The organism is Sphingobium sp. 3R8 (assembly GCF_020166615.1).
Classification (GTDB): domain Bacteria; phylum Pseudomonadota; class Alphaproteobacteria; order Sphingomonadales; family Sphingomonadaceae; genus Sphingobium; species Sphingobium bisphenolicum.
On sequence record NZ_JAIQXR010000013.1, the window covers coordinates 18,656 to 39,757 of the forward strand.

Annotated in this window: 21 protein-coding genes and 1 pseudogene; 10 read left to right on the top strand and 12 right to left on the bottom strand. The window is 58.9% G+C overall.

Features of this window, described 5'->3' with window-relative positions; genetic code table 11:
• Positions 1-248 precede the first annotated feature (248 nt).
• Both K9B33_RS13325 and K9B33_RS13330 read left to right on the top strand, forming a co-directional pair.
• Positions 249-1,001 carry a Crp/Fnr family transcriptional regulator gene (locus K9B33_RS13325; RefSeq protein WP_224549403.1) on the top strand — a complete coding sequence of 251 codons (753 nt, stop codon included), beginning with the start codon at positions 249-251 and terminating at the stop codon, positions 999-1,001.
• Complete coding sequence (locus K9B33_RS13330; RefSeq protein ID WP_224549405.1) at positions 980-1,189, top strand: hypothetical protein; 210 nt, start codon at positions 980-982, stop codon at positions 1,187-1,189. The genes K9B33_RS13325 and K9B33_RS13330 overlap by 22 nt, the downstream gene beginning before the upstream one ends.
• Positions 1,190-1,658: 469 nt before the next feature.
• Here the strand turns inward: K9B33_RS13330 and K9B33_RS13335 are convergent, their stop codons facing one another.
• On the bottom strand, positions 1,659-1,832 hold the full coding sequence (locus tag K9B33_RS13335) for a hypothetical protein (protein WP_224549407.1): 174 nt from the start codon (positions 1,830-1,832) through the stop codon (positions 1,659-1,661).
• 74 nt (positions 1,833-1,906) lie between these two features.
• Between K9B33_RS13335 and K9B33_RS13340 the strand changes: the two genes are divergently transcribed.
• Together K9B33_RS13340 and K9B33_RS13345 are read left to right on the top strand one after the other, a co-directional pair.
• Positions 1,907-4,726 carry a response regulator gene (locus K9B33_RS13340; RefSeq protein WP_224549409.1) on the top strand — a complete coding sequence of 940 codons (2,820 nt, stop codon included), beginning with the start codon at positions 1,907-1,909 and terminating at the stop codon, positions 4,724-4,726.
• Positions 4,723-5,652 (top strand): diguanylate cyclase, encoded by a 930-nt coding sequence (locus K9B33_RS13345; RefSeq protein ID WP_224549411.1) that lies wholly within the window; start codon positions 4,723-4,725, stop codon positions 5,650-5,652. The genes K9B33_RS13340 and K9B33_RS13345 overlap by 4 nt, the downstream gene beginning before the upstream one ends.
• Positions 5,653-6,118: 466 nt before the next feature.
• Here the strand turns inward: K9B33_RS13345 and K9B33_RS13350 are convergent, their stop codons facing one another.
• The 5 genes from K9B33_RS13350 to K9B33_RS13370 all read right to left on the bottom strand — a co-directional run bounded on the left by K9B33_RS13350 (position 6,119) and on the right by K9B33_RS13370 (position 8,846).
• Complete coding sequence (locus tag K9B33_RS13350; RefSeq protein ID WP_224549413.1) at positions 6,119-6,679, bottom strand: MarR family winged helix-turn-helix transcriptional regulator; 561 nt, start codon at positions 6,677-6,679, stop codon at positions 6,119-6,121.
• 63 nt (positions 6,680-6,742) lie between these two features.
• Positions 6,743-7,168 carry a hypothetical protein gene (locus K9B33_RS13355; protein ID WP_224549415.1) on the bottom strand — a complete coding sequence of 142 codons (426 nt, stop codon included), beginning with the start codon at positions 7,166-7,168 and terminating at the stop codon, positions 6,743-6,745.
• A 50-nt stretch (positions 7,169-7,218) separates the two neighbouring features.
• Entirely contained in the window at positions 7,219-7,575 is a 357-nt protein-coding gene (locus K9B33_RS13360; RefSeq protein ID WP_224549417.1) for a hypothetical protein, read from the bottom strand.
• Between the two features lie 73 nt (positions 7,576-7,648).
• Positions 7,649-8,134: a helix-turn-helix transcriptional regulator gene (locus K9B33_RS13365; RefSeq protein ID WP_224549418.1), complete on the bottom strand. Its 486-nt coding sequence runs from the start codon at positions 8,132-8,134 to the stop codon at positions 7,649-7,651.
• A gap of 46 nt (positions 8,135-8,180) precedes the next feature.
• Positions 8,181-8,846 (bottom strand): S24 family peptidase, encoded by a 666-nt coding sequence (locus K9B33_RS13370; protein ID WP_224549420.1) that lies wholly within the window; start codon positions 8,844-8,846, stop codon positions 8,181-8,183.
• A 332-nt stretch (positions 8,847-9,178) separates the two neighbouring features.
• Between K9B33_RS13370 and K9B33_RS23260 the strand changes: the two are divergent.
• A pseudogene (locus K9B33_RS23260) lies at positions 9,179-9,262 on the top strand (hypothetical protein); the annotation flags it as partial.
• A 168-nt stretch (positions 9,263-9,430) separates the two neighbouring features.
• Positions 9,431-10,063 (top strand): tyrosine-type recombinase/integrase, encoded by a 633-nt coding sequence (locus tag K9B33_RS13380; protein ID WP_224549572.1) that lies wholly within the window; start codon positions 9,431-9,433, stop codon positions 10,061-10,063.
• Between the two features lie 293 nt (positions 10,064-10,356).
• On the opposite strand, the gene K9B33_RS13385 is transcribed toward K9B33_RS13380, so the two are convergent.
• From K9B33_RS13385 to K9B33_RS13400, 4 genes are all read right to left on the bottom strand, one after another.
• On the bottom strand, positions 10,357-11,436 hold the full coding sequence (locus tag K9B33_RS13385; RefSeq protein WP_224549422.1) for an NAD(P)-dependent alcohol dehydrogenase: 1,080 nt from the start codon (positions 11,434-11,436) through the stop codon (positions 10,357-10,359).
• Positions 11,437-11,438: 2 nt separating this feature from the next.
• Positions 11,439-14,024 carry a TonB-dependent receptor gene (locus tag K9B33_RS13390; RefSeq protein ID WP_224549424.1) on the bottom strand — a complete coding sequence of 862 codons (2,586 nt, stop codon included), beginning with the start codon at positions 14,022-14,024 and terminating at the stop codon, positions 11,439-11,441.
• Positions 14,025-14,120: 96 nt separating this feature from the next.
• Entirely contained in the window at positions 14,121-15,041 is a 921-nt protein-coding gene (locus K9B33_RS13395) for an AraC family transcriptional regulator (protein WP_224549426.1), read from the bottom strand.
• 551 nt (positions 15,042-15,592) lie between these two features.
• Entirely contained in the window at positions 15,593-16,435 is an 843-nt protein-coding gene (locus K9B33_RS13400) for a helix-turn-helix transcriptional regulator (RefSeq protein WP_224549428.1), read from the bottom strand.
• 102 nt (positions 16,436-16,537) lie between these two features.
• Between K9B33_RS13400 and K9B33_RS23160 the strand changes: the two genes are divergently transcribed.
• Positions 16,538-16,864: an NAD(P)H-binding protein gene (locus K9B33_RS23160; RefSeq protein WP_318011134.1), complete on the top strand. Its 327-nt coding sequence runs from the start codon at positions 16,538-16,540 to the stop codon at positions 16,862-16,864.
• Positions 16,865-16,915: 51 nt separating this feature from the next.
• Positions 16,916-17,437, top strand: a complete 522-nt coding sequence (locus K9B33_RS23165) for an NAD-dependent epimerase/dehydratase family protein (protein WP_318011133.1) — start codon at positions 16,916-16,918, stop codon at positions 17,435-17,437.
• A gap of 123 nt (positions 17,438-17,560) precedes the next feature.
• On the opposite strand, the gene K9B33_RS13410 is transcribed toward K9B33_RS23165, so the two are convergent.
• Positions 17,561-18,259, bottom strand: coding sequence for an O-methyltransferase (locus tag K9B33_RS13410; RefSeq protein ID WP_224549430.1), 699 nt, complete (start codon positions 18,257-18,259; stop codon positions 17,561-17,563).
• 146 nt (positions 18,260-18,405) lie between these two features.
• Here K9B33_RS13410 and K9B33_RS13415 point away from each other — a divergent pair, with 146 nt between their 5' ends.
• Positions 18,406-19,194, top strand: a complete 789-nt coding sequence (locus tag K9B33_RS13415) for a helix-turn-helix domain-containing protein (RefSeq protein WP_224549432.1) — start codon at positions 18,406-18,408, stop codon at positions 19,192-19,194.
• Positions 19,195-19,199: 5 nt separating this feature from the next.
• On the opposite strand, the gene K9B33_RS13420 is transcribed toward K9B33_RS13415, so the two are convergent.
• Positions 19,200-19,865 (bottom strand): O-methyltransferase, encoded by a 666-nt coding sequence (locus tag K9B33_RS13420; RefSeq protein WP_224549434.1) that lies wholly within the window; start codon positions 19,863-19,865, stop codon positions 19,200-19,202.
• An 87-nt stretch (positions 19,866-19,952) separates the two neighbouring features.
• On the opposite strand from K9B33_RS13420, the gene K9B33_RS13425 reads away from it, so the two are divergent.
• Positions 19,953-20,609 (top strand): TetR family transcriptional regulator, encoded by a 657-nt coding sequence (locus tag K9B33_RS13425; RefSeq protein ID WP_224549436.1) that lies wholly within the window; start codon positions 19,953-19,955, stop codon positions 20,607-20,609.
• Positions 20,610-21,102: the final 493 nt, after the last annotated feature.

Genomic DNA, 21,102 nt, shown 5'->3' on the forward strand with positions numbered 1-21,102 from the left:
CTCATCTAATTGGCGATTATCGCGATGAGGGCTGGAGCCGATCGGATCGGACGATGGCAGCCCTGACGGCGGTAGAGATGCAGTCAGGAACAGGCAGCGCTGCGCGAAGTTGCCAGGTCGGAGCGTAAATTAACCTGTGTCATCACGATTGTGGGGCCAGCGAAGCAACGGCCAGCCGCGCGGTCCGTTATAGCTACGCGCTGGCGTCCGCTAGAGCAGTTTCTTCATTTTGACAGGATCACGCTTTCATGTTCACCGAGCGGTTTCTCAGACACAGGCGCGGCGTGCACCTTGAAATTGAGGAGCGGGCGCGGCTCGAAACGGCCATCGGTGAGATCAAGACGTTGCCGCCGCGGACCAATGTCGTGGTGGCAGGTGAGGAGTTGAGCCAAAGCATATTGCTGCTCGAAGGTTTCATGTCCCGCTATATCGACGATCGCAACGGCTTGCGGCAGCTCGTTGCGGTGCATGTGCCGGGCGATTTTGTCGATCTCCATGCGTTCCCGTTGAAAATTCTCGACCATGATGTGGCTACGATGACGGCTGCTACAGTCGCGATAGTGCCGCATTCCGAGTTGGAAGCGATCACGCATGACCTGCCCGCATTGTCACGCAAATTATGGTTTTCCACACTGATCGATGCCGCAATCCATCGTGCGTGGCTATTTCGCCTCGGGCGGCTTGATGCGGTAGGTCGGGTCGCGCATTTCATTAGCGAGACGAACGTCCGCCTTATGTCGGCGGGGCTGAGCGACGGCCGGCGCTTCGCGCTTGGCCTTATCCAGTCTGATCTGGCTGAAATCTGTGGACTGACGAACGTGCATATCAACCGCGTTTTGCGTCAGCTTCGCGAGGAGCGACTATGTGTTTTTCGTTCGTCCCTCGTGGAAATTTTGGACCCTGAAAAATTGGCTGCCGTGGGTCAGTTCAATCCAGCCTATCTTTATATCGATCTGCAATCCGCCGAAGCTCCGTCCTCATGCCCAAGGCCAATTACATGATAGAATTTCCAAATACGCCACAGCCCTTGAGTGAGCCGGGAAATGCGAGTGCAGAAGATGGTCTGGTCATCCTAGACGGCCCAAATGGCGTTGCTATTACGATGACGGCAGACGCGGCGCGGAAAACCGGCGATAGTCTGATTTCGGCTGCAGATATCGCTGACCGGCAGGCCAATAATATGGCATGATCGTCGCGTCAGCTACTTTGAGGAAATGCTCCGCAAAAGCTGACCGTCGGCAACTGGAAATCAAAAAGCCCTGGCTGAGTGGCAACAAAGGGTCGATCAAGATGCCGACAGTCCCGTTTCGCTAGCTGTTTTCGGGTGCGTGATTGCAGCGGAGTGCGGCATATCCATTGATATGATTTTGGGATGTGCTCCTAGAACGGTTGGTTGACAGAACGATACATCCATATCGGACCAGTATCTTCGGTCACCGCTGATCTCTTTTAGAAAATGGCAATCCCCAGCTCCGAATATCGGTCGCATGAAATTGCGGGCATATCCTTCCGGGCGACGCAGATGGAACATCCATCAGCATATTTGTCCCGATCCTATGGAGCAGTGCGGAGCGCGTGCACCATCCGGTATCAGGCCTTATTTCCCAGCATTTTGCCTCTTAATAATTGGAATCGTTGGCCTATCGATAGCCGCGCTTTCAGATGCCGGCGCGGATGGTCGCTACATCGTGATCGCTGCGCCAGGCGCGACGCTCGCGGATACGATCAATCTCGTTCGCGACGCCGACGGGCGCATCGTTCAGGCCGGCCGCTTTCGCAATATCGTTATTGCCGGGTCGGATCGACCCGATTTCCCAATTGCCTTGCGGCATGCGGGAGCCTGGCTTGCAATTGCTGCACCCGGGCGCGACGGTTGCCTTGATCCCTTATCACAGAAGGCTCCATCATGACACAGTTGGACCAGTTGCGCCTTCATTTCGGCAAATTTCTACTCCCGCTTCTCTGGGCGCATGTCCCGCTGCTTGCTGCCGTGGCGATGCTCACGGGTCATCCCCCCTTCGGCGCGGCGCTCGCTGGCGCATTTCTGGCGGCGGTCTATCACATCACATGGTCGCGTAAGGGCATTGTCCCCTCCACCCGATATCTTTCCGCCGTGGCCCTGATGGGGGAACCGGCGATCTTGCTCCTGCTGCTGCGCGGCCATGCCTGGCAGATGGACATGCACATGTATTTCTTCGCCATGCTCGCGCTCACCATTGCCTGGTGCGACAGGCGGGCCATTCTGGTGGCTGCGACCGCCACAGCAGCGCATCATTTGCTCCTGCTTTATCTGCTTCCCAATGCCGTCTTCCCCGGTGAAGGCAATCTTGAACGCGTCCTGCTGCATGCAGGCATCGTGGCCTTCCAGACGGCTGTGCTGGTCTGGTTCAGCGACAAGCTGGTTGAGAGCTTCGGTCGCAATCAGCGCATGGGCGACGAGATATTGGCCAAGAATGAGGCACTGGAAGCCCGCACCTGGGAAGCCGAGAAGGCCAATCAGGCCAAGTCACTTTTCCTCGCCAATATGAGTCATGAAATCCGAACGCCCATGAATGCGATATTGGGCTTCTGCCATCTCGCCCTGCGCACCGACCTTGATCCCAGGCAAAGGGACTATGTCGGCAAGATCAACCAGGCCGGCCAGTCGCTGCTTCGGCTGATCAATGACATTCTCGATTTCTCTAAAAATGAGGCAGGCAAGCTCACGCTGGAATCGCGTCCTTTCGATGTGCGACGTGCCATCGAGAACCAGATGCACCTTGTAGCGGATGCGGCGAAGGCCGGCCATGTGGCGCTAGTGTCGCGTATCGGGCCCGAGGTGCCGGATCGCCTGTCTGGCGACGAATTGCGGTTCGGGCAGGTCGCGCTCAACCTCTTAAGCAATGCGGTCAAATTTTCAGAGGGTGGATCCGTTACGATCAGCCTTGCCCTTGTGGATGCGGGTGACAGCGATGTGATGCTCGAATTGGCGGTCCATGACATGGGAATAGGCATGACACTGGATCAGCAATTGTCGCTCTTCCAGTCCTTCACCCAGGCAGACAGTTCGACCACGCGCCGCTTTGGCGGCACGGGTCTTGGTCTCGCTATCTGTCGGCAGATCGTTGAGCAGATGGGCGGGACCATCCGTGTCGATAGCGTTCCCGGCGGTGGCAGCAGCTTCACCTGCCTGATGCGCATGACCCGGGCTGAGGAACCGGTTAGCCTGGAAGTGCCCGTCCCGCCCCACATTCGTCAGCTTCATGTGCTTGCGGCGGATGACAATCCCGCGTCGCGTCAAATATTGCAGGACGTCTTTGCTGGCTGGGGCATGATGATCGATCTTGTCGCCTCGGGCGATGAGGCGCTGGCGGCGGTCAAGGGCGCCGACGAGATGGATAAGCCCTATGATCTCCTACTGCTTGACTGGAAAATGCCAGGAATGGATGGCATGCAGGCGATCGAAGCTATGGGGAGAACCACCTATCGGACTCGACGTCCAAGGACGGTGATCATTACCGCCTATGGCGCAGACGCGTTCGTCCAGAGTGGGCATGAGGGCGACGTTGCGGCCTTCCTTACAAAGCCGATCATCCCGACGATGCTCCTTGAGGCGATCACGAATATTTTTGCCCAGGATGCCGATCCTTTGCATGATGGTCTGGTAGTAAAAACGCTGCCATGCGTCTCCCCGCAGTTTCATGGACTCCCCATTCTTCTGGTCGAGGATAATGAGATCAATCGGGAGATCGCACTGGAATTACTGGGCGATGCCGGGCTCGTGGTGGACTGGGCCGAAAATGGCAAAATTGCTTGTGAGATGGTGCGAAGCCGGCCCGACGCCTATGCCGCGGTCCTGATGGACGTACAGATGCCCGAGATGGACGGCATCACGGCCACTTGCATCATACGGGAAAGCCATTCGGCCGACCGCTTGCCGATCATCGCCATGACCGCCCATGCCTATGAAGAGGAGAAGGCGCGGTGCCGCGATGCGGGTATGAATGACCATGTCGCCAAGCCGGTGGATCCCGTTGCCCTGATGGCGACCCTTGATCGCTGGCTTGCAGTACCCGTGCCGACCATTCAACCGGCACCGACGATGATAGAGAAGGCAGGCGATGGCTCATTGCCTGACAGCCTGCCGCCCTTCGACATCGCGGCGGCTTTGGTGCGTGTCAACGGAAAGGCCGCTCTTCTGCAAAAGCTGATCGTCACGTTCGGCGATACCTATGCAAACGTCGCGCATGACCTGCGAATGCATATAGCCACCGGACTGCTGGCCGACGCGCGGCGTCAGGCACATAGCCTTAAGGGCGTTGCCGGATCGCTGGGCCTAGCCGACGTGGAGCCGATAGCAGCGGAGATTGAGCGCATGCTGGCCAATGGCCGGATCGCGCCGGCGCGATCCGCGATAGACCGACTGGAGCAGGCGATTGCGCCAGCGATTGCCGCGGCGCGCAGTCAGAAGATCGCGCCCGTAAGAGATCGCCACCTGGCCTTTATGTCTGCCGATGGAGAAGAGGCGCGGGCCGCGCGTGAGGCACTGCATGATCTGCTGCGCTGCCGCAGCCTGCGCGCACGTGCCAGCTTCCAGCTTTTCGCAGATGCGCTTGGCATGTCTGAACAGATGCGGGCGATCCATCCCGTTCATCTGGCCCTGGAAAGGCTGGATTATGATGCGGCCCTGCATTGGATAGAGGATGAAAGCCACTTACCGACCATGGACCGGGAAGCCATGTCATGACCAAAGCCAGGATCCTGATCGTCGACGATGAAATCTCCAATATCGAGATCATGAATGCGCTACTTGAGGATGACTATGATATCTGTTTCGCGACATCGGGGCGGCAGGCCATCGATACCGCGCGGATAGCACAACCTGACCTGGTTTTGCTGGATGTGCTGATGCCAGACCTCGATGGCTTCGAGGTTTGTCGGCAGTTCAAGTCCGATGCCATGTTGGTGGACATCCCGGTGATCTTCACGACCGGTCTGGGTGACACCGAAGACGAGATGCGGGGCTTGTCGCTGGGCGCTATCGACTATGTCACCAAGCCGATCCAGCCGGCCATCCTGCGGGCCCGGGTTGGCAACCATGTCGAACTGAAGCGCCTGCGTGATCAACTGGCTGCCATGGCGGTGACGGACGCTCTTACAGGTCTCAGCAATCGGCGACATCTCGAGCGAGCGCTGGAAACGGAAGCGTCGCGTCTGTCACGAAGTGGCGAATGGCTATCTGTCGTCATGCTGGACATCGATTTCTTTAAACAGTTCAACGATACCTATGGCCATCCCGCCGGCGACCGTTGCATCATGATGGTAGGAGCAGCATTGACGCGGGCGGTGAAGCGCGCCAGCGATGTGTCGGCCCGCTATGGCGGCGAGGAATTTGCCTGTATCCTGCCAGGCACAGATCCCCACAGCGCTGAACTTGTTGCACAGGAAATTCTACTGCAGGTCCAGTCACTCAACATTCCCCATGAAATGTCGCAAGTCAGCCCGTTCATCACCGTCAGCATAGGTGTGGCTAGCGCGCGTTGCTCATCCACGATGGAGGTGGGGCGCTGGATTTCGGAGGCTGATCAGCAACTTTATGCAGCAAAGCGGGAAGGGCGAAACCGAATGGCTCTGAAGCAATTTGGCAGTGAGAATGCGTTGTGCCATCCGTAACGCGGATTTGCAGACGGCTGACTGGCGTCTGAAATGGCCGCCCAGCGTCGCTAAGGGCGTAAAGCCGTCAGTGTGGGGCACCCACCAAGGGCATCGATGTGCCACGTTGGAGGTGGCCAACACCACTTGAAGGAGGCGCCCGTGTCGGAAGTTAGCATAATCGGGTTGGCTTTTACTTCCTAGAGTCCATCTTGTTCGAAGACAGAGTGATACTCCATTTCGGATAAAGACGGGGTCGCAACGAAAGTACGCTTCCGGTACGCAGCCGCATGCGTGATCGATATCAAATAATTGACGGACCTGCTTTGCTGGAAGATTTCATAAATCCCCATAATGCAGCCCTATGTGAAGCGCTGTGTAATTCCATCAATGCCGATATCAGCATTCTTAACCGAAAGATCGAGGTTTTGAGAACTTTGGTTGGGCCAGAGATTTTTCGGCCCAACCAATCACTCTAATTGTACCGTCAATTTCTGGTGTGGTTTTGTTGGAACATCAATTTCTTCTGTGCCTTTTGCGCCCATTCGCTCATGAGTTTGGCGCCAGCAGCCGATAGTTCGAGATGTATCCTGCGACCATCCCTGAGATCTGGCCGACGTACCACCAGCCCATTCTCCTGAAGCGTCGTCATATGACGCAATGCAGTAGTGGGCGGTGAGCATGAGGCGATACAGGCGCTGGATACGCTGACTGCGCGATGTTCCAGCAGAGAAACGTAAAGATCAATGAGTATGTCCCATGCCGGATCGCTGAAAAGACCGAAAGGGAATATGTCGGATCTTAGCCTGCGGAGCGCATAGGTCTGTCGCATCAGCGCGAGATGATCAAAGTCGGAACGTCCGGCTTGGCTTTGAACGATTGGTGGCTCGATCGGCGAACATGAAAAGCCGATCAGTTCGCTATCCTCGGTGATCTTCGTCTTGTTGATCCGATTCAACCAATGTTCGAATGTGGCGCGCAGAGCGTCAACGGTCGGTCCGTCCAGCCCCGTTTGGCCAGACGGAAGCTGGGGCTTCCAATTCTCCATGTGAAAATCCTCATTGGCGACTGATCGGTCGCAAAGGTGGCCGTGGGTAAGGCGGCAGCGCTACTACTGGGTGGGGTTTCGTCGTTTTCTCAAGCGCCCGTCCAGATATATGCCGCGCACCATCAGGAGTTGCATGGGGATCGCCATCAGTCCTTTCAGGCCATGATAGACTGCCGGTTTAAACCCGATCGGCAGAAAAGCTGCCAAGTGAATGGCAATAGCTGCAAGCGCGCATCCGGCACTCCATAGAGGCCAATAACGGTTGCTTTTTATCGCCAACGCTGTGAAAGCCAGTAAACAGAGAATATCGACCATCAAGACGGGAACCGATGCATGGGTCCAATTTTGATCCAATAATCCGGCCCAAAAGCCCGCCCCTGTCTTGAATGCGATGATCGCTGCACCGTAGCGCCCCACAATCCCGCCAGCCTGAAATGCGAACAGACAGCATAACAGCGTCATAGCCCAGTAAAACTGTAAGATCCCCATTTTTCAGTCATCCCACAAACTGGGATGGCGGAAGAGCATGTATTTTACGATTATGCAACTACGCGAAGGTGATGCTGATCACCGGCCGTATCGATCTTCCAGGGGCAAACCGGTCCAGGCTCGCATCCAATTTCAGCATGGCGTAGATTTGACTGGAACTTCATATCGATAAGTTCCTGATGAACAGTCACAAACGCCCTGCGGCCGTCGACCATCATTTTAAATCCGTCCGCCAGCCCCTCGAGCGTTGGCTGGGTCATAGCATCATTCAAACGCGCTTCATCAAATGCGTTCAAAACGTCGGTGGTCAGTACTGATAGTTTTTTCAGCGCGCCGTCGATCGCGTTCTGTGTGCGGCCCAGATTCGTCACCACCTGGCGCGCCGTGTCTGCGTTCAAGTTTTCCATGTCTGCTCCCTTGGGACATCCACGAAGAGGATGCCCATTCTAGATTATTGAAAAGTCGAGAAAGGCCGAATCGTCAGGACAGGACGACGAAGGCCCCCTTAATTACGATGACCATTGCCATAGAGACGATGATCACAAATAGCGCGATCTTGGATATCGCAATCAGTTTTGCACTCGATGTCAGGTCATTCGATGGCCCTCCCGTAGGTGGAAGGCCGAGCCTTTGGAGTGATCCACCCCGTGGCTCGGCGACCACTTCGAGATCATCCATTTTGGGTAGTTCGGCAACCGCTGCCGATTTGAATTCAAATTTTTGAACGGAGTCTGCTGTCTCGATTTTAGCCAGTAACAGCGCGGCGGCAGCTCTGTTTTTCACGCCAAGCGTCACGGTCGCACGGCGCAAATATTGATCGACCGTACCGTGCGACAAGCCAACGAGCGGGGCGATTTCCTTGGAGTTTCGTCCTTCCCCAACCAGGCGCAAGCACTGGCACTGGACACTGGATAAACCGAGCTCATTCCCCATAGCGCTTTCCTCGCCGTCGGCTTCGTTAACCATCTTAACGATACAGATTCTGCTACGGCAACATGTTTCGGAGAACGTTTTAACGAAGGTGCCGACCGACCCAGGCGACACGACCAACCACATTCACCAAGGCCGGATCGATATCGGTCCAATCGGGATAATGGGGATTGTCGCTGACCACGCTGAACGAACCTCGTTTCGGCCCCATGGCGATCCGCTTGACCAGCAACACCCCATCCAGGCGCAGCACATAGATGCCATCCCGCAAGCGAACGCCGTCATCGTCATGGTCCACCATGATGTCGTCGCCGTCATTCAGGGTGGGTGCCATTGATTCGCCGTCCACCCGGATGATCGACACCCCCTGCGGCCGCACGCCCAGCAGGCGCAACCAGCGGGCGTCGAACGCCATAGCGCCTGCGGCCCATGCATCATCGTCAAGCGACCCATGACCGGCCGATGCTCCCAACGCCAGACGCGGCACGGCCACCACCGTCGGCGGGGACTGCACGCTTACCGGCGCCGTGGTGGAGGCGATCGTTCTGCCCCCCAGCACCTGTTCGGGCACGCCGAAATAGCGCGCCAGCACATGGCGATCAGCTTCATCCAGCTTTCGCGGTGTTCCGCGCTTGATGAACTGCTGAATATACGCGGGATTACGGCCTATCAGCCGAGACAGATCGGCATATGTAACGCCACGGTCGATAGCAAGGTTATCTAATATGCTTCGCGTATCATATTTCATGCCCGTCTAACACTTTTCGCGAGTGGGCGACCGTTATCCCAGTTCAGCTTATAGATTGCCAGCCTAGCCTTCAATTGCCCGCATGTCACGTTGTGGTAGCCAGCATCAACTCTGATCACGTGATCATATGGCAACGGACGTCGATCGTCTTTTTGGCATCACGCCTTATCGTTGGTGAACTAAAGATATCTTATTTTGCAGTTGCGGTTCGAATTGCGGACCGTCCGTAATTCAGGGGCCAAAATCGACTGTCGAATGTCTCGGAAGGGTCGTTCATCTTAAGTCGTTCACCACCGACCATTCTAAATCAAACCGTGCCAGATACGCACAACATGCTGGCGCCGCCATTCGACTTCATCGCGAAATGCTTCCTGCCGGTCATCAATCGCATGGGGCCGAAAGTTGAGGCTCGACTTGTAGGGCACGGTTTCTACCCGCGCGGGGGAGGCCGGATCGAGGTGGATAACCGTTCGGTAGAAAGGCGGCCATGCTCCGTGCCGCATGGAGCATGGCCGCACAGATCGGTGCGCAGTTCTCTTTTAAGCGTTCCTTCTCATGGCCATTACGGCCGTAGGAGAAGTGTCATGGGATTATCAGAGTTTGATCCCGCCGCTCGTGAGCGAGTCTCGTGGAATGCAGGGCGCAAAGTTGGAGCGAAGCGAGCGCTCAAACCGCGCCAGATCTGGGCTGTGCGTTTCTTTCTAGATCAGCACGGGCGACTCCGGGATCGCGCGCTTTTTGATCTCGCAATCGATAGCAAGCTGCGTGGCTGTGACTTGGTGAAGATCAGGATTAGCGACATCGTTTGCGATCGGAAAATTCGGACACGAGCCACCGTCGTTCAGCAAAAAACAGGCAGGCCTGTTCAGTTTGAGCTGATGGACGATGCTCGCGCGAGCCTCCTTAAATGGCTTGAGCTTCGGGGTGGTTCCCTGGACGATTACGCCTTCCCGAGCCGGACCAATCATTCTGCCCACATAAGCACAAGGCAATATGCACGGCTTGTCGATGAATGGGTGACAGGAATTGGTCTGCCTGGCGAGGACTATGGTACTCATTCTCTTCGGAGGACCAAGGCGTCGATCATTTATAAAGCGACCGGAAATCTCCGCGCGGTCCAGATCTTGTTAGGGCACACCAAGATCGAAAGTACGGTCCGGTATCTCGGAGTGGATGTGGAAGACGCTTTGACATTAGCAGAGGGTACAGAAATCTAAGTTTGCTGGTTCCCCGCTGCGGCGGGGAACCAGAGCCTTTTATCACGGTCGTTCCATGCCATTCGCAAGCTTTGATGATAGGAAAGGAGACTGTCCGCAGCTGGGAATGAAAAATGGTAGCTGAGCGTCCTAGATGGGTCGTGGCCAGCCACCTTGTTAAGCTGGGAGTGTATTTGAAGCTCTTCGAAGTCTGATAGGAATTATTAGTGCTCGGATATAAATTCATTATTGTCTCAATGCACATTAATCTGGTGAAATAAAAATAATAAATTTTACGGAAATATCGTAATTAACTAATAAATAGCTATCACCGCCTTAATTACTGAACCGTTCTGTGAAGCGGCAAATGCCTGCTCAATATCAACGAAATCATAGGCCTTTATGATTTTTTCGATAGGCAATCGTCCGTCCCGATAATAAGTGATCAGCCGCGGTATAAATTGTCGCGGATTCACGCCCCCTTCAACGATGCCCACGATCCGTCGTCCCATGCTCATGATCGCCGAGGCATCAAGCCCGGCTGTGCCAGGCGGATAGGCCGCGATTAGCGCTAGCGTTCCTCGTTGCGTCAGCAGGGCTACCGCAGGTTCCAGCAACGCCAGGACGCCTGTCGTATCGAGGACATAGTCAAACAGTCCAACTAAATCGGCTATCTCACTGGCCGTCTCAATAGCCCCTAACTGCCGTGCAAGATCGAGCCGATGTGCATGGCGATCAAGGATCGCGATCCGCCCCGCCTCCGCGATGACCGCCGCCATCACCGCCGACAGGCCGACCGCCCCCGCGCCTAGAATCGCGACACTCTCGCCCGGCGCGACCTTAAGCGTTTCCAGCACCGTGCCAGCGCCTGTCTGTATGCCGCAGCCCAGCGGCGCCAGCAGCGCCAGCGGCAGGTCGGCATCGACCTTCACGACATTGTCGCGATGCGCCAGCGCATAAGTTGCGAACGCCGACTGGCCGAAGATATTGCTGCCGACCGGCTGGTCGCCGCGCCAGAGGCCACCTTCCCCCGGCTGAAGGACGCCCAGGAAGTTGCGCGGCACGAAATCCACGCAATAGCCCGGCTGATGCGCATGGCAGGCCGGACAGGCGCCGCAGCTGTGGAAACTGAGGAGCACGCTGTCACCCGGCATCACATGGTCGACATCCTGGCCTACCGCTGCAATGACGCCAGCCCCTTCATGGCCCAGCACCGCCGGGAAGGGAACCGGTAGATCGCCGTCACGCATGATCATGTCGGTGTGGCAGATGCCGCACGCGCGGACGCGCACCAGTACCTGTCCCGGACGGGGCGGATCGATTTCCAGCCGCTCGATCCGGAAGGGCGCGCCCGGCCGCTCCACCACAGCCGCGTCGATTGCGATCCGCGCCATCTTCAGAAATCGAAGCCGAAGCGCAAATACCATTCGCGCGGCCGGTTATAAGTGCCGAAGATCGCGCCGGCCGCGATATTCGCCCCGCCCGATGTCAGGAAGCGCTTATCGGTCAGGTTGGTGCCGCCTGCGGTCAGGTTCCAATGCCCGTCCGGTTCACGATAGCTGATGCTGGCGTTGACGATATCGGTCGATACGCGCTTGAGTAGCAGAGTGCGCTGCGTGTCGTTCCACGCGCTGGATGTGTAGGTCCAGTCGGCCAGCATCACGACCGATCCGCCATTGCCCAGCTTCGCCTCATAACGCGGGCTGAGATTGACCTTCCATTTGGGCGTCTTGGGCAGTGTTTCGCCGACCAGCGTCCCTGCCTGGAACGCGTTAGCGCCGCCGACTGCCGCAGCACCCGCCGACACCGACGTATATTGCGCGTCGATATAGCCGACTGCTCCGTTGATGGTCAGGCCATCGACAGGCGCCGCGACCATTTCCAGCTCGAAACCGCGAATGCGCGCGTCGCCCGCATTGGCGATGGTGGGCGACGTACCAACCTGGATATTGAGCTGAATATCGCGATATTTGGTAGAAAATACCGCGGCGTTGAGTTGCAGATGGCGGTCGAGCAGGGTCGATTTGATGCCCGCTTCCCAGGTGGTTGCCCTTTCCTCGTTAAAGTCCGGCGCGACATTGCCCTGCGGGTTGGTGAGGCGCGTGGTCCAGCCGCCGGTCTTGTAGCCTTTCGACCAGCTACCATAGAGCATGACATCGTCGGACGGGTGGATCTGTACGCCGACCTTGGGCGAGAAGTCGCTGAACTTCTTGCGGTTGACACCCGGCGTATAGACCCGAACCGGATTGGTGGGGTCAGGATAGCTCAGCCCCACCTGGCAGGGGATAGGGGCCAGCGGGAACGGGCCGTTCGGGCTGATATTGCCATTGGCGTCAGCGCAACCGAACAGCTTGTAGTTGAACCCGTTCAGCTCCTGCTGACCACCCTCGAACCGCTTGCGTTCATTGGTGTAGCGCCCGCCGATGGTGATGCCGATCAGGTCGATCGGCCGATAATCGATCTGTCCGAAAAAGGCGTAATTCTTGGTGCCTAGCTGGTTGGGACCATCGACTTGCACCAGACCTTCGCCAAAGGTCACATAGTCATGCAGGTCGCCTGCTTCCTTGAAATAATAGGCGCCCAGTACATAGCGCAGCTTTTCCTCGAACGCATTGCCGAGCAGTTGGAATTCCTGACTGAACTGCCACTGGTTCATGGTGAAGCTGAGTTGCAGGAAATTGAGCGGCGATCCGTCGGCATCCAGCCCGGCGTTCCAGTGCAGTTCGCGATAGGCAGTGATGGATTTCAGCGCCAGATTGTCTGCCAGATCGAAATCGACAATGCCACTCAGCCCCCAGCTTTCCAGATTGGAATAGCTGTTGCCGCTGGCATAGCTGCGGTCCTTGTCGGCGATCAAATAGCGACCGTCCCAAGGCAGGCGGTCATTGGCCGGATTGCCGTCGACATTCGCGCTAGCGACGCTGGGCAACTGGAATTGCGGGTTGAATTGGGTGCCCGTCACGCCACACAAGGCCTGCGCATTGCGCGCGGCAATCTGCGCCCCGGTGCTGCCGATGCAGAAATTATAGAGGCCCGCGAACAGGAAGCCGGTGGTGCCCGTCGGGTCGAACGCAGTGCCTGGCAGGTTGGTCGTGCCCGCGAAATTGCCGGGGACGAACTCGGCCGTGCCGATCAGCTTGTTGGCCGACGTGCCCTTGTCCTTGCTGTAATCCCCCGAAAAAGTGGCCCGTACAGCGCCGCCATTGTTCCAGCGCAGCTTGCCGCGCAGGTTCCAATTGTCATTCTCGCCTTCCTTGCTGGCGCTGTCATAGCCAGCGGCGGAGAAAGCCGAGAAGGGCGGCGCGTTGTTGGCGCGCTGGTCGGGATAGGGCAGACGCTTCAAGAACCCGTCTCGCGATTTGATGCCGAAGGTAAAGGCGGAGCTGAGGTCGTCGGTGATCGGCACCGTCACGGAACCACGTGCCTGGAACAGCTTGTAGCTGCCCAGCGTCACGTCACCCTTGGCCTTGAACTCTTTGCCCGGATCAGCAGTAACAATGGAGATCGCGCCACCAATGGTGTTCCGACCGAACAAAGTCCCCTGCGGCCCCTTCAATATCTCGACCCGTGCGACGTCAAGCAGATCCTGGTTCGCGCCCACCGTGCGGGCTAGATAGACTCCGTCCAGATAGATTCCGACACCCGGATCGATATTAAAGGCGAAATCATCCGATCCGATGCCGCGAATATAGGCGGCGAGCACGGCGGTCGATCCGGAAAAGGGCGTGCCAGCGTCCAGATTGACGTTGGGGGCAATCGCCGAGAGTTGGGACACGCTGCCCACGGCCCGCTCCTGCAACGCCTCAGACGTAAAGGCGGAAATGGCGATCGGCACATCCTGCACATTTTCCGCGCGTTTCTGTGCCGTTACGACGATCTCTGCGATCCCTCCGCTTTCGGGCGGTGGCGTCTCCTGCGCGTGCGCGGTCGTAGCGACCATGGCGCCGGACGCCAGCAGATAGGCGATCATCGATGTTTTCATAACCCTCTCCTCCAGTTCGCCCGCCTGTGCCGGCGGATTTATCAACCGATATAGGATGGACCGGCGCACCGGTCTTGGACGCTGGCGAACCTGCAATCAGGACAGGAGCGAACGATGGCGCCATTGGCTGGGGGACGCGCCGTAGCGGCGGCGGAAGCAGCGGGTGAAGAAGGCGGAATCATTGTAGCCGACCTCGAACGCAATGTCGGTAATGGTGCGACCATCACCGGCCGCCAACATGGCGGACGCGCGCTCTAGCCGCTTCGTCATGATGAAGGCGGTGGGCGTCTGGCCGACATGGCGGAAAAAGCTTTTCTGCACCGCGCGCTCGGATAGGTTGAGCGCGGTGCTGATCAGGCAGGTGTTGAGGTCAGGGTGATCCAGATGGGCCAGTGCGAAATCGACCGGGGAGGAGAGATGCAGGGCGGGCACGTCCGGGCGCATCGCCCGGCGACATGCCATGCGCGCGGCATCGACCAGCAGTGCGCCGGTGTCCGCATCCAGCTCGTCGAACCGATCGCGCTGCATCCACAGGCCCTGCAGCAAATGGAAAAGCAGGCCGACCTGCGGGTCGTGCGACGGCAGCCATTGGCCATGCCAGTCCCGCGAGAGCGCCCCTTCTGACAGCAGAGAGAGGGGAACCTGCAATATCATGCAGTCATTGCTCCGCGATATATCGAAGGCATAACCGCGCCGATCATCGGCTATGACGATGTCGCCCGGCCCCGCTTTGACATGACGATCGTCATGACGCATGATCATCGTGCCGCGACGAAGCAAATGCAGCAACAGATGCGGCCCGGCATCTTCAGTCCCGATCCGACTGACTTGCGCCCGATCGCTCAAGGCCCGCGCGAGACCAATCGGACCCAGCGACCAGTGCGCCAGCTCTGCGCGAATACCTTCCGGCGCATGGGTGGTCATGCCGGGGAAGGCGGCTGCCACGATCTTTTGCCAGACGATATGGCGGGACGACGCTGGCACCAGCCGGGTGGAAAAATGTTCGATCGCGGTCATTGCGGCTGGCCTGCACCGGGATGCGTCGGCACGATAGTCTTGAAAGCCTCGCTCACGACCAATCCCCTCCCTGTTAGCTGCCCGTGATACAGTGTCAGCTCATGAATAAGTGTATATCAGGGATACAATCCGAACACTAGCCGTTTGGCGCCAACTGATGGTTCCGCGGATTGGCAATGACGCCGTCAGACCTAAGCCTTGGGACTTGGTCGAACGACGACTGTCTATGTATATCGTTGAATTATCGATATAATATGTGCCAATAAACCCGGTGCCCGACGACTGTTCATAACATATGTACTAAAGGGCAACCTCCAAACTGTCGGATGTGCGAATGTCTCATCTCCGGCCGCGGACCGCCCCCGACTGGACCGGTAGACAGGCGTTATGCGACCGCCGAGCCATGCCGACCTGTTGAGGGCGCAATAGACGTTCGGTCTTCGGATCGAAAAATAGCCTTAATAATTAAGAATGCAAAAGCTGCCCGTCTGCACGTGGTGATCGAAAATCGGCTGCCTGATGTCTTGAAAGGGTCGACCTCGGCGTCGACGTTAAAACGCTGCTCCCTCGGAATCACGGCTAGCTTCAAGAAAGGCCTTTAGGCGGTCGGCAACTTCGGGGGTTGCAGGATTGTAGACCATCATAACCAGATCCTGCCGTCCCTCGACGGAGAAGGTGGAAAATTCCAGCTCGATGGGTCCAATCTCGGGATGGTGCAGGCGCTTCACACCCTCGCCATGCCCGACAACCTCATTGTCCCGCCATAAGGCGGCGAATTCGGGGCTCATGGCGGATAGCTCATCGACAAGCTGGCGGATTTCAGCGCCAGCGCCTGCTCGTGCGGCATCCGCGCGGAACGCACCGACCACAAAACGCGCGACGCTGTACCAATCCTCTTGCGCCGCCTTTACCCGGGAATCGGAGAACATCAGGCGCAGGATGTTGCGGTCCCGCCGCGAAAGGCCGGAATAGTCGGTCAGGACCACTGCGGCCGCTCTGTTCCATGCCACGACATCCCAGGTTGCGGTCCGGATGATTGCGGGGCTGATGGGAATGGCGTCGAGCACGCGCTGCAAGCGGGGCGAGATGCCTTGCGGCTCGCTATAACGCGCTTCCGGTGGATGGCCGAAGGCAAGAATATGGAGATGTTCCCGCTCCGGCTCGGTCAGCATCATCCCGGTCGCGATACGCTCGATCACATCGGCGGACGGCGCGCCGCCGCGGCCCTGTTCGAGCCAGGTGTACCAGGTTGCGCTGATATTGGCGCGCTGCGCCACCTCTTCCCGGCGAAGTCCCGGCGTCCGGCGGCGATCGGTCGAAAAGCCGAAGGTCGCCGGATCAAGCCGCATACGGCGATCGCGCAGGAACAGGCCGAGGGCATTGTCGATTTCCACCAGAGGTCCAGGCTGTTTGGATCTATACCATGATAAGGTCACTACTTTAACAGGAAGATGTGCGGGCGGATAGAGGCTCCGAACAGTATCGGAGTATCGATGATGCGTATTTTTCTCACGGGTGCGACAGGCTTCATAGGATCGCGAGTTGTGCCCGAACTGCTTGCCGCAGGACATGATGTGCTGGGCCTGACACGATCCGAAGCTGGCGCGGCCTCGCTCGCTGCGGCGGGAGCGGAGGCACACCGGGGCGCGCTGGAGGATCTGGACAGCATCCGTGCAGGGGCCGCCAAGGCTGATGCTGTGATCTACACCGCCTTCGATCATGATTTCTCCAACTTCGTCGCGAATTGCGAGAAGGATCGGCGCGTGATCGAGGCATTGGGATCAGTGCTGAAGGGGAGTGATCGCCCGCTGCTCATTACGTAGGGCACAGGCATCGGGGATCCGGGTGACGGCACGCCTGCTGTGGAGGATGTGGTGAACCTCGATCATCCCAACCCGCGCATCGCTTCGGAACTGGCTGGACAGGCGCTGCTGGAGGAGGGCGTGAACGTTTCGGTCATGCGCTTGCCGCAGGTGCATGACACAGTGAAGCAGGGCCTCATCACGCCCTATATCCAGATGGCGCGGGAGAAGGGGAGCGTGGCCTATGTCGGCGATGGCAGCAACCGCTGGCCTGCCGCGCATGTCCTTGACGTGGCCAAACTCTATGCGCTTGCGATCGAGCGCAGAGAGGCTGGCGCACGCTATCATGCTGTTGCCGAGGAAGGCATATCCGCCCGTGCGATTTCGGAGATCGTGAGTGTTGGCCTCGGCCTGCCGGTCCTGTCCGTGTCTCCCGAGGATGCGCCGGGCCATTTCGGATGGTTTGCCATGTTCGCTGGTCTCGACATGCCTGCATCAAGCAGGAAAACACGCGAATCACTGGATTGGCACCCTGCCGGTCCCGACATGCTCACCGATCTGAGGGCGATGGATTACGCCGCAATTCCAGCCTGATGGATAGACTTGGTGGGAGTGAGCCGGATCGGCGAACTCCCACCGGACTTTTGGCGCACTTTTCCCGCTGCAGACCTGCATTATCTTATGCCGGTTCCACAATTGAGCACTCACCCTGATCCGTCAGCCGACCCGCACGGTGAATTCGTTGCCGCGCGACTCATTGATCGCCAGCGGCTGCGAGAGGTAGCCGTTCGCGGGATCGCGGACATAGGCGATATAGTCCGGGTCGAACGCATTCTCGCCAAGGACGATCGCGCCGGGCGCCAGTGCGGGTTCGATCAGCTTGAGCACCGGCAGGTAAAGCGACCAGGCGCCGTCGACCAGCACCAGATCGACAGCACCGCCGACATCCTTCAATGTCTCCAGCGCATCGCCCTCGCGAATCTCGACCAGATCGGCGAACCCGGCCGCCTCGATGTGTGCACGGGCGCGGGCGACCTTGCCGGGCGCGAGTTCCGACCCGATCAGCTTGCCCCCGCCATTGTCGCGCAGGGCTGCCGCCAGATAGACGGTGGAGACGCCCATCGACGTACCGAACTCGACGATGCGGGTGGCCCGCCGTGCCCGCGCCAGCGCGTAGAGATAACGACCATATTCGGGCGTGACCGAGAGGAAATGCTCGGCATGATCATTTTGATAGACTAAGGCCAAGTCGGCCTTCTCCGCCTCGACCATCCTCGCGGCTATCACCTCGAGCGGCTCGCTCGCTATTTCGAGCTGCCCCATGATCTCCGCCATCAGGGCGCTATCGGCCGTTTCGGCCTCGCGGTGAAGGCGATCGAGCATCTGTGTGACGCGGGGATCGAGAAGCATAGTCATTCGGCTGATCCTTTCGTGCGGCCGGCGCTGGCGCGGGGCCGGCGGGTTTCTTGAACACCGGATAAGCGACGCCTGCGCTGGCGTCATTCCGAAGGCTGGACAGATTGTTATCCAATCTCGACAGATTATCGTATAGGCTGCGCGCCATGCCGATGCTCAGCGACACGTCCGTTCATGAGGATTGGGTCGAACCCGACATAGTTCCGCGCGCGGTCGTGACCTATGGCATCGATTCCGACGTCGAACTGATCGAACTCGACCTGCACACCCATCTGAAGGGGCAGATCATCCTTGTCGAGCGCGGGGCGCTTAGCTGCGAGGTCGAAGGCGGCCTGTGGATCGTGCCGCCGGGCAGCGCGATCTGGATACCGGGCGGCCCGCTCAAGGGCTATAATGCGTTCGTCGCCCCGGACCTGATCGCGGGCCTGCCGACGATCTGTTGCGCGGTGTCGGTGACTCTGCTGCTGCGCGAGCTTCTGACTCGGACGGCATCGCTCCCGCTCTACTATGAGGAGGATGGCGCCACCGGCCGGTTGGTGGCGGTCCTGCTCGACGAGATCGCTGGTGCGAAGGTGGAGGACCTCCACTTGCCGATGCCACGCGACCAGCGCCTGCGCCGGATCGTTGATGCGATGATGGCGGCGCCCGCCGAGCGCGGCACGCTGGAGATCTGGGCGAGCCGGTCGGGCATGAGCGAGCGAAGCCTGCTGCGCCTGATCAGCCGCGAGACCGGTATGAGCTTTGGCCGGTGGCGGCAACAACTCGGGGTGATGCTGGCGATCAAGTGGCTCGCTGGCGGCGCCTCGATCCAGCAGGTTGCCGCTGATCTTGGCTATGAGAGCGTGCCGAGCTTCGTGACGATGTTCAGGAAGGCGATCGGCACATCGCCCGGCCGATACATGGCCGAGCGATATGCGCGCCGCACAATAGCATAGCCGGATCAGCCGATCCGGATCGTCAGCTCGACCTCGTCGGTAAACGGCATTGACAGATAGCCGTTCGCCGGATCGTGGACATGGTCGAGATAATCGGGGCAATGATCGGCATTGTCGGCGACGATCACCGCACCGATACGCAGGCGGCTTTCGACGAGCGCGAGTATGTCGCGGTAGAGCGACTTGGCGCCGTCGAGCAAAAGCACATCAATCGTCTCCGGCAGGTCTGTGGCGAGCGTCTCCAGCGCGTCGCCCTCGCGGAACTCGACCAGATCGACGAGGCCTCCGGCGGTGAGATTGTCCCGGGCGCGCGCGATCTTCGAGGGCTCGAACTCGCTGGTGATGAGGCTGCCGCCACCATTGTCGCGCAGGGCCGAGGCGAGGTGTAGCGTCGAGAGACCGAAGGACGTGCCGAACTCGACGATCGAGCGGGCCGCGGTCGCGCGGGCCAGCATGTAGAGGAGCTTGCCCGCATCGCGCGAGACGGGCAGCGCATAGTCCTTCAGCTGTGCGTAGAAGTGGCGATAGTCAGCCTTGCTCCGCATCAGCCGGACCTGCTCCTCGCGCGAGATTGCAGCGAATACGGGGTCGTTCATTGGGTGCGCGGAATCGGCTTCGTCGAACAGGCGGTCGAGCAGGGGAGCCACGGGTGCGGCGGTGAGCGTGGTCATGGGAATTCTCCTGGTATTTGCGTGGAGATCAAAATATGACGAGTTCGTCAGGTTTGACTATTCGCATTGACCGGAGCCCACGTGCGCATGGCGCAGAACCCTCGCATTTCCTCACGCAAGGCGCCGCAACAGGCCCGCTCGAACGATCTCGTCACGGCGGTTCTGGAGGCGGCTGTTCAGGTTTTGGCGGCGGAAGGCGCAGCCCGATTCACCACTGCGCGAGTCGCCGAGCGTGCTGGCGTCAGCGTGGGCTCGATCTACCAGTATTTCCCGAACAAGGCGGCGATCCTGTTTCGCCTGCAAAGCGACGAATGGCGTCAGACTTCGGGACTGCTGCGGGATATCCTTGAGGACAGGGCCAGAGAGCCGCTGGTCCGGCTCCGCGCGCTGGTCCATGCCTTCATCCGCTCGGAATGCGAGGAGGCGACGATCCGGATCGCCCTCCATGATGCGGCGCCGCTCTATCGTGATGCGCCCGAAGCCGAGGAGGCGCATGCTGCGAGTGCCGGCATCCTCCACACATTCCTGCGCGAGGCTGCGCTGGATGCCAGCGATGCCGAACGCGCGCTTGCGGGCGATCTCCTGAAGCGAACGCTGAGCGCGGTCGGCAGCAGCTATTCGGAAAGTCCAAGGACGCCGGACGAAATCCACGCCTATGCCGACGCGCTGGCCGACATGTTCTGCGCTTATCTGGAGCGGTTAGCTGCTCCACGACCGGTCGTCGCGGAACCTTCGGGAATGTGAGGGGAGGACGGCCCAGCCAATCATCGATCGGGTAAGCTTGGGGTTAGCGCAGCCTGCTCTGGAACGCCCTGTGAGTGAGGCCCGCCGCTGTCAGGGCTGAGGAACTGCCCAGGGGCCCCGGTTCTATGCGGATCAGCAGATTGCTCTGCGGAGATTTGATGCCTCTCGGTAAACTGATCCCCGCAAGGGACTCGCCTTCGGGATAGCGGGCGAAGGCGGAGCAAAATGGGGATCGCGGGCAGCCCGACTTGGTCGGTGGCATTGAGGTAAGTGCGATCCAGCGGCGGCGGTACGCCGCAGTTAAATGGCGAACAAGATGATGGCCGATGAGAGCCCGCGTGCGAGTCGCTGTACTCGTTAAAGGCCGGCCCGTCACCGAGCACCTTAGGTGCAGGCCCTCGCCCACGTTCCAGCCAAAAGATTCAGCGGGCCAAGCCGGAAAAGGTCTCAGACGATCTCACGTGAGCTCACTAAATCGCCTGAAAATGTTGCC

Bases quoted from the DNA above. Each gene is read 5' to 3' on its own strand.
- K9B33_RS13385 (WP_224549422.1), bottom strand. From the start codon at position 11,436: ATGGCGCGGATCGCAATCGACGCGGCTGTGGTGGAGCGGCCGGGCGCG.
- K9B33_RS13390 (WP_224549424.1), bottom strand. From the start codon at position 14,024: ATGAAAACATCGATGATCGCCTATCTGCTGGCGTCCGGCGCCATGGTC.
- K9B33_RS13360 (WP_224549417.1), bottom strand. From the start codon at position 7,575: ATGGAAAACTTGAACGCAGACACGGCGCGCCAGGTGGTGACGAATCTG.
- K9B33_RS13350 (WP_224549413.1), bottom strand. From the start codon at position 6,679: ATGGAGAATTGGAAGCCCCAGCTTCCGTCTGGCCAAACGGGGCTGGAC.
- K9B33_RS13335 (WP_224549407.1), bottom strand. From the start codon at position 1,832: ATGCCGCAAGGCAATTGGGAAATCGGGTCGATCCGACCCGGCAATAAC.
- K9B33_RS13420 (WP_224549434.1), bottom strand. From the start codon at position 19,865: ATGACCACGCTCACCGCCGCACCCGTGGCTCCCCTGCTCGACCGCCTG.
- K9B33_RS13370 (WP_224549420.1), bottom strand. From the start codon at position 8,846: ATGAAATATGATACGCGAAGCATATTAGATAACCTTGCTATCGACCGT.
- K9B33_RS13345 (WP_224549411.1), top strand. From the start codon at position 4,723: ATGACCAAAGCCAGGATCCTGATCGTCGACGATGAAATCTCCAATATC.
- K9B33_RS13340 (WP_224549409.1), top strand. From the start codon at position 1,907: ATGACACAGTTGGACCAGTTGCGCCTTCATTTCGGCAAATTTCTACTC.
- K9B33_RS13395 (WP_224549426.1), bottom strand. From the start codon at position 15,041: ATGACCGCGATCGAACATTTTTCCACCCGGCTGGTGCCAGCGTCGTCC.
- K9B33_RS13415 (WP_224549432.1), top strand. From the start codon at position 18,406: ATGCCGATGCTCAGCGACACGTCCGTTCATGAGGATTGGGTCGAACCC.
- K9B33_RS13330 (WP_224549405.1), top strand. From the start codon at position 980: ATGCCCAAGGCCAATTACATGATAGAATTTCCAAATACGCCACAGCCC.
- K9B33_RS13425 (WP_224549436.1), top strand. From the start codon at position 19,953: ATGGCGCAGAACCCTCGCATTTCCTCACGCAAGGCGCCGCAACAGGCC.
- K9B33_RS13380 (WP_224549572.1), top strand. From the start codon at position 9,431: ATGGGATTATCAGAGTTTGATCCCGCCGCTCGTGAGCGAGTCTCGTGG.
- K9B33_RS13365 (WP_224549418.1), bottom strand. From the start codon at position 8,134: ATGGTTAACGAAGCCGACGGCGAGGAAAGCGCTATGGGGAATGAGCTC.
- K9B33_RS13410 (WP_224549430.1), bottom strand. From the start codon at position 18,259: ATGACTATGCTTCTCGATCCCCGCGTCACACAGATGCTCGATCGCCTT.
- K9B33_RS13355 (WP_224549415.1), bottom strand. From the start codon at position 7,168: ATGGGGATCTTACAGTTTTACTGGGCTATGACGCTGTTATGCTGTCTG.
- K9B33_RS23160 (WP_318011134.1), top strand. From the start codon at position 16,538: ATGCGTATTTTTCTCACGGGTGCGACAGGCTTCATAGGATCGCGAGTT.
- K9B33_RS13325 (WP_224549403.1), top strand. From the start codon at position 249: ATGTTCACCGAGCGGTTTCTCAGACACAGGCGCGGCGTGCACCTTGAA.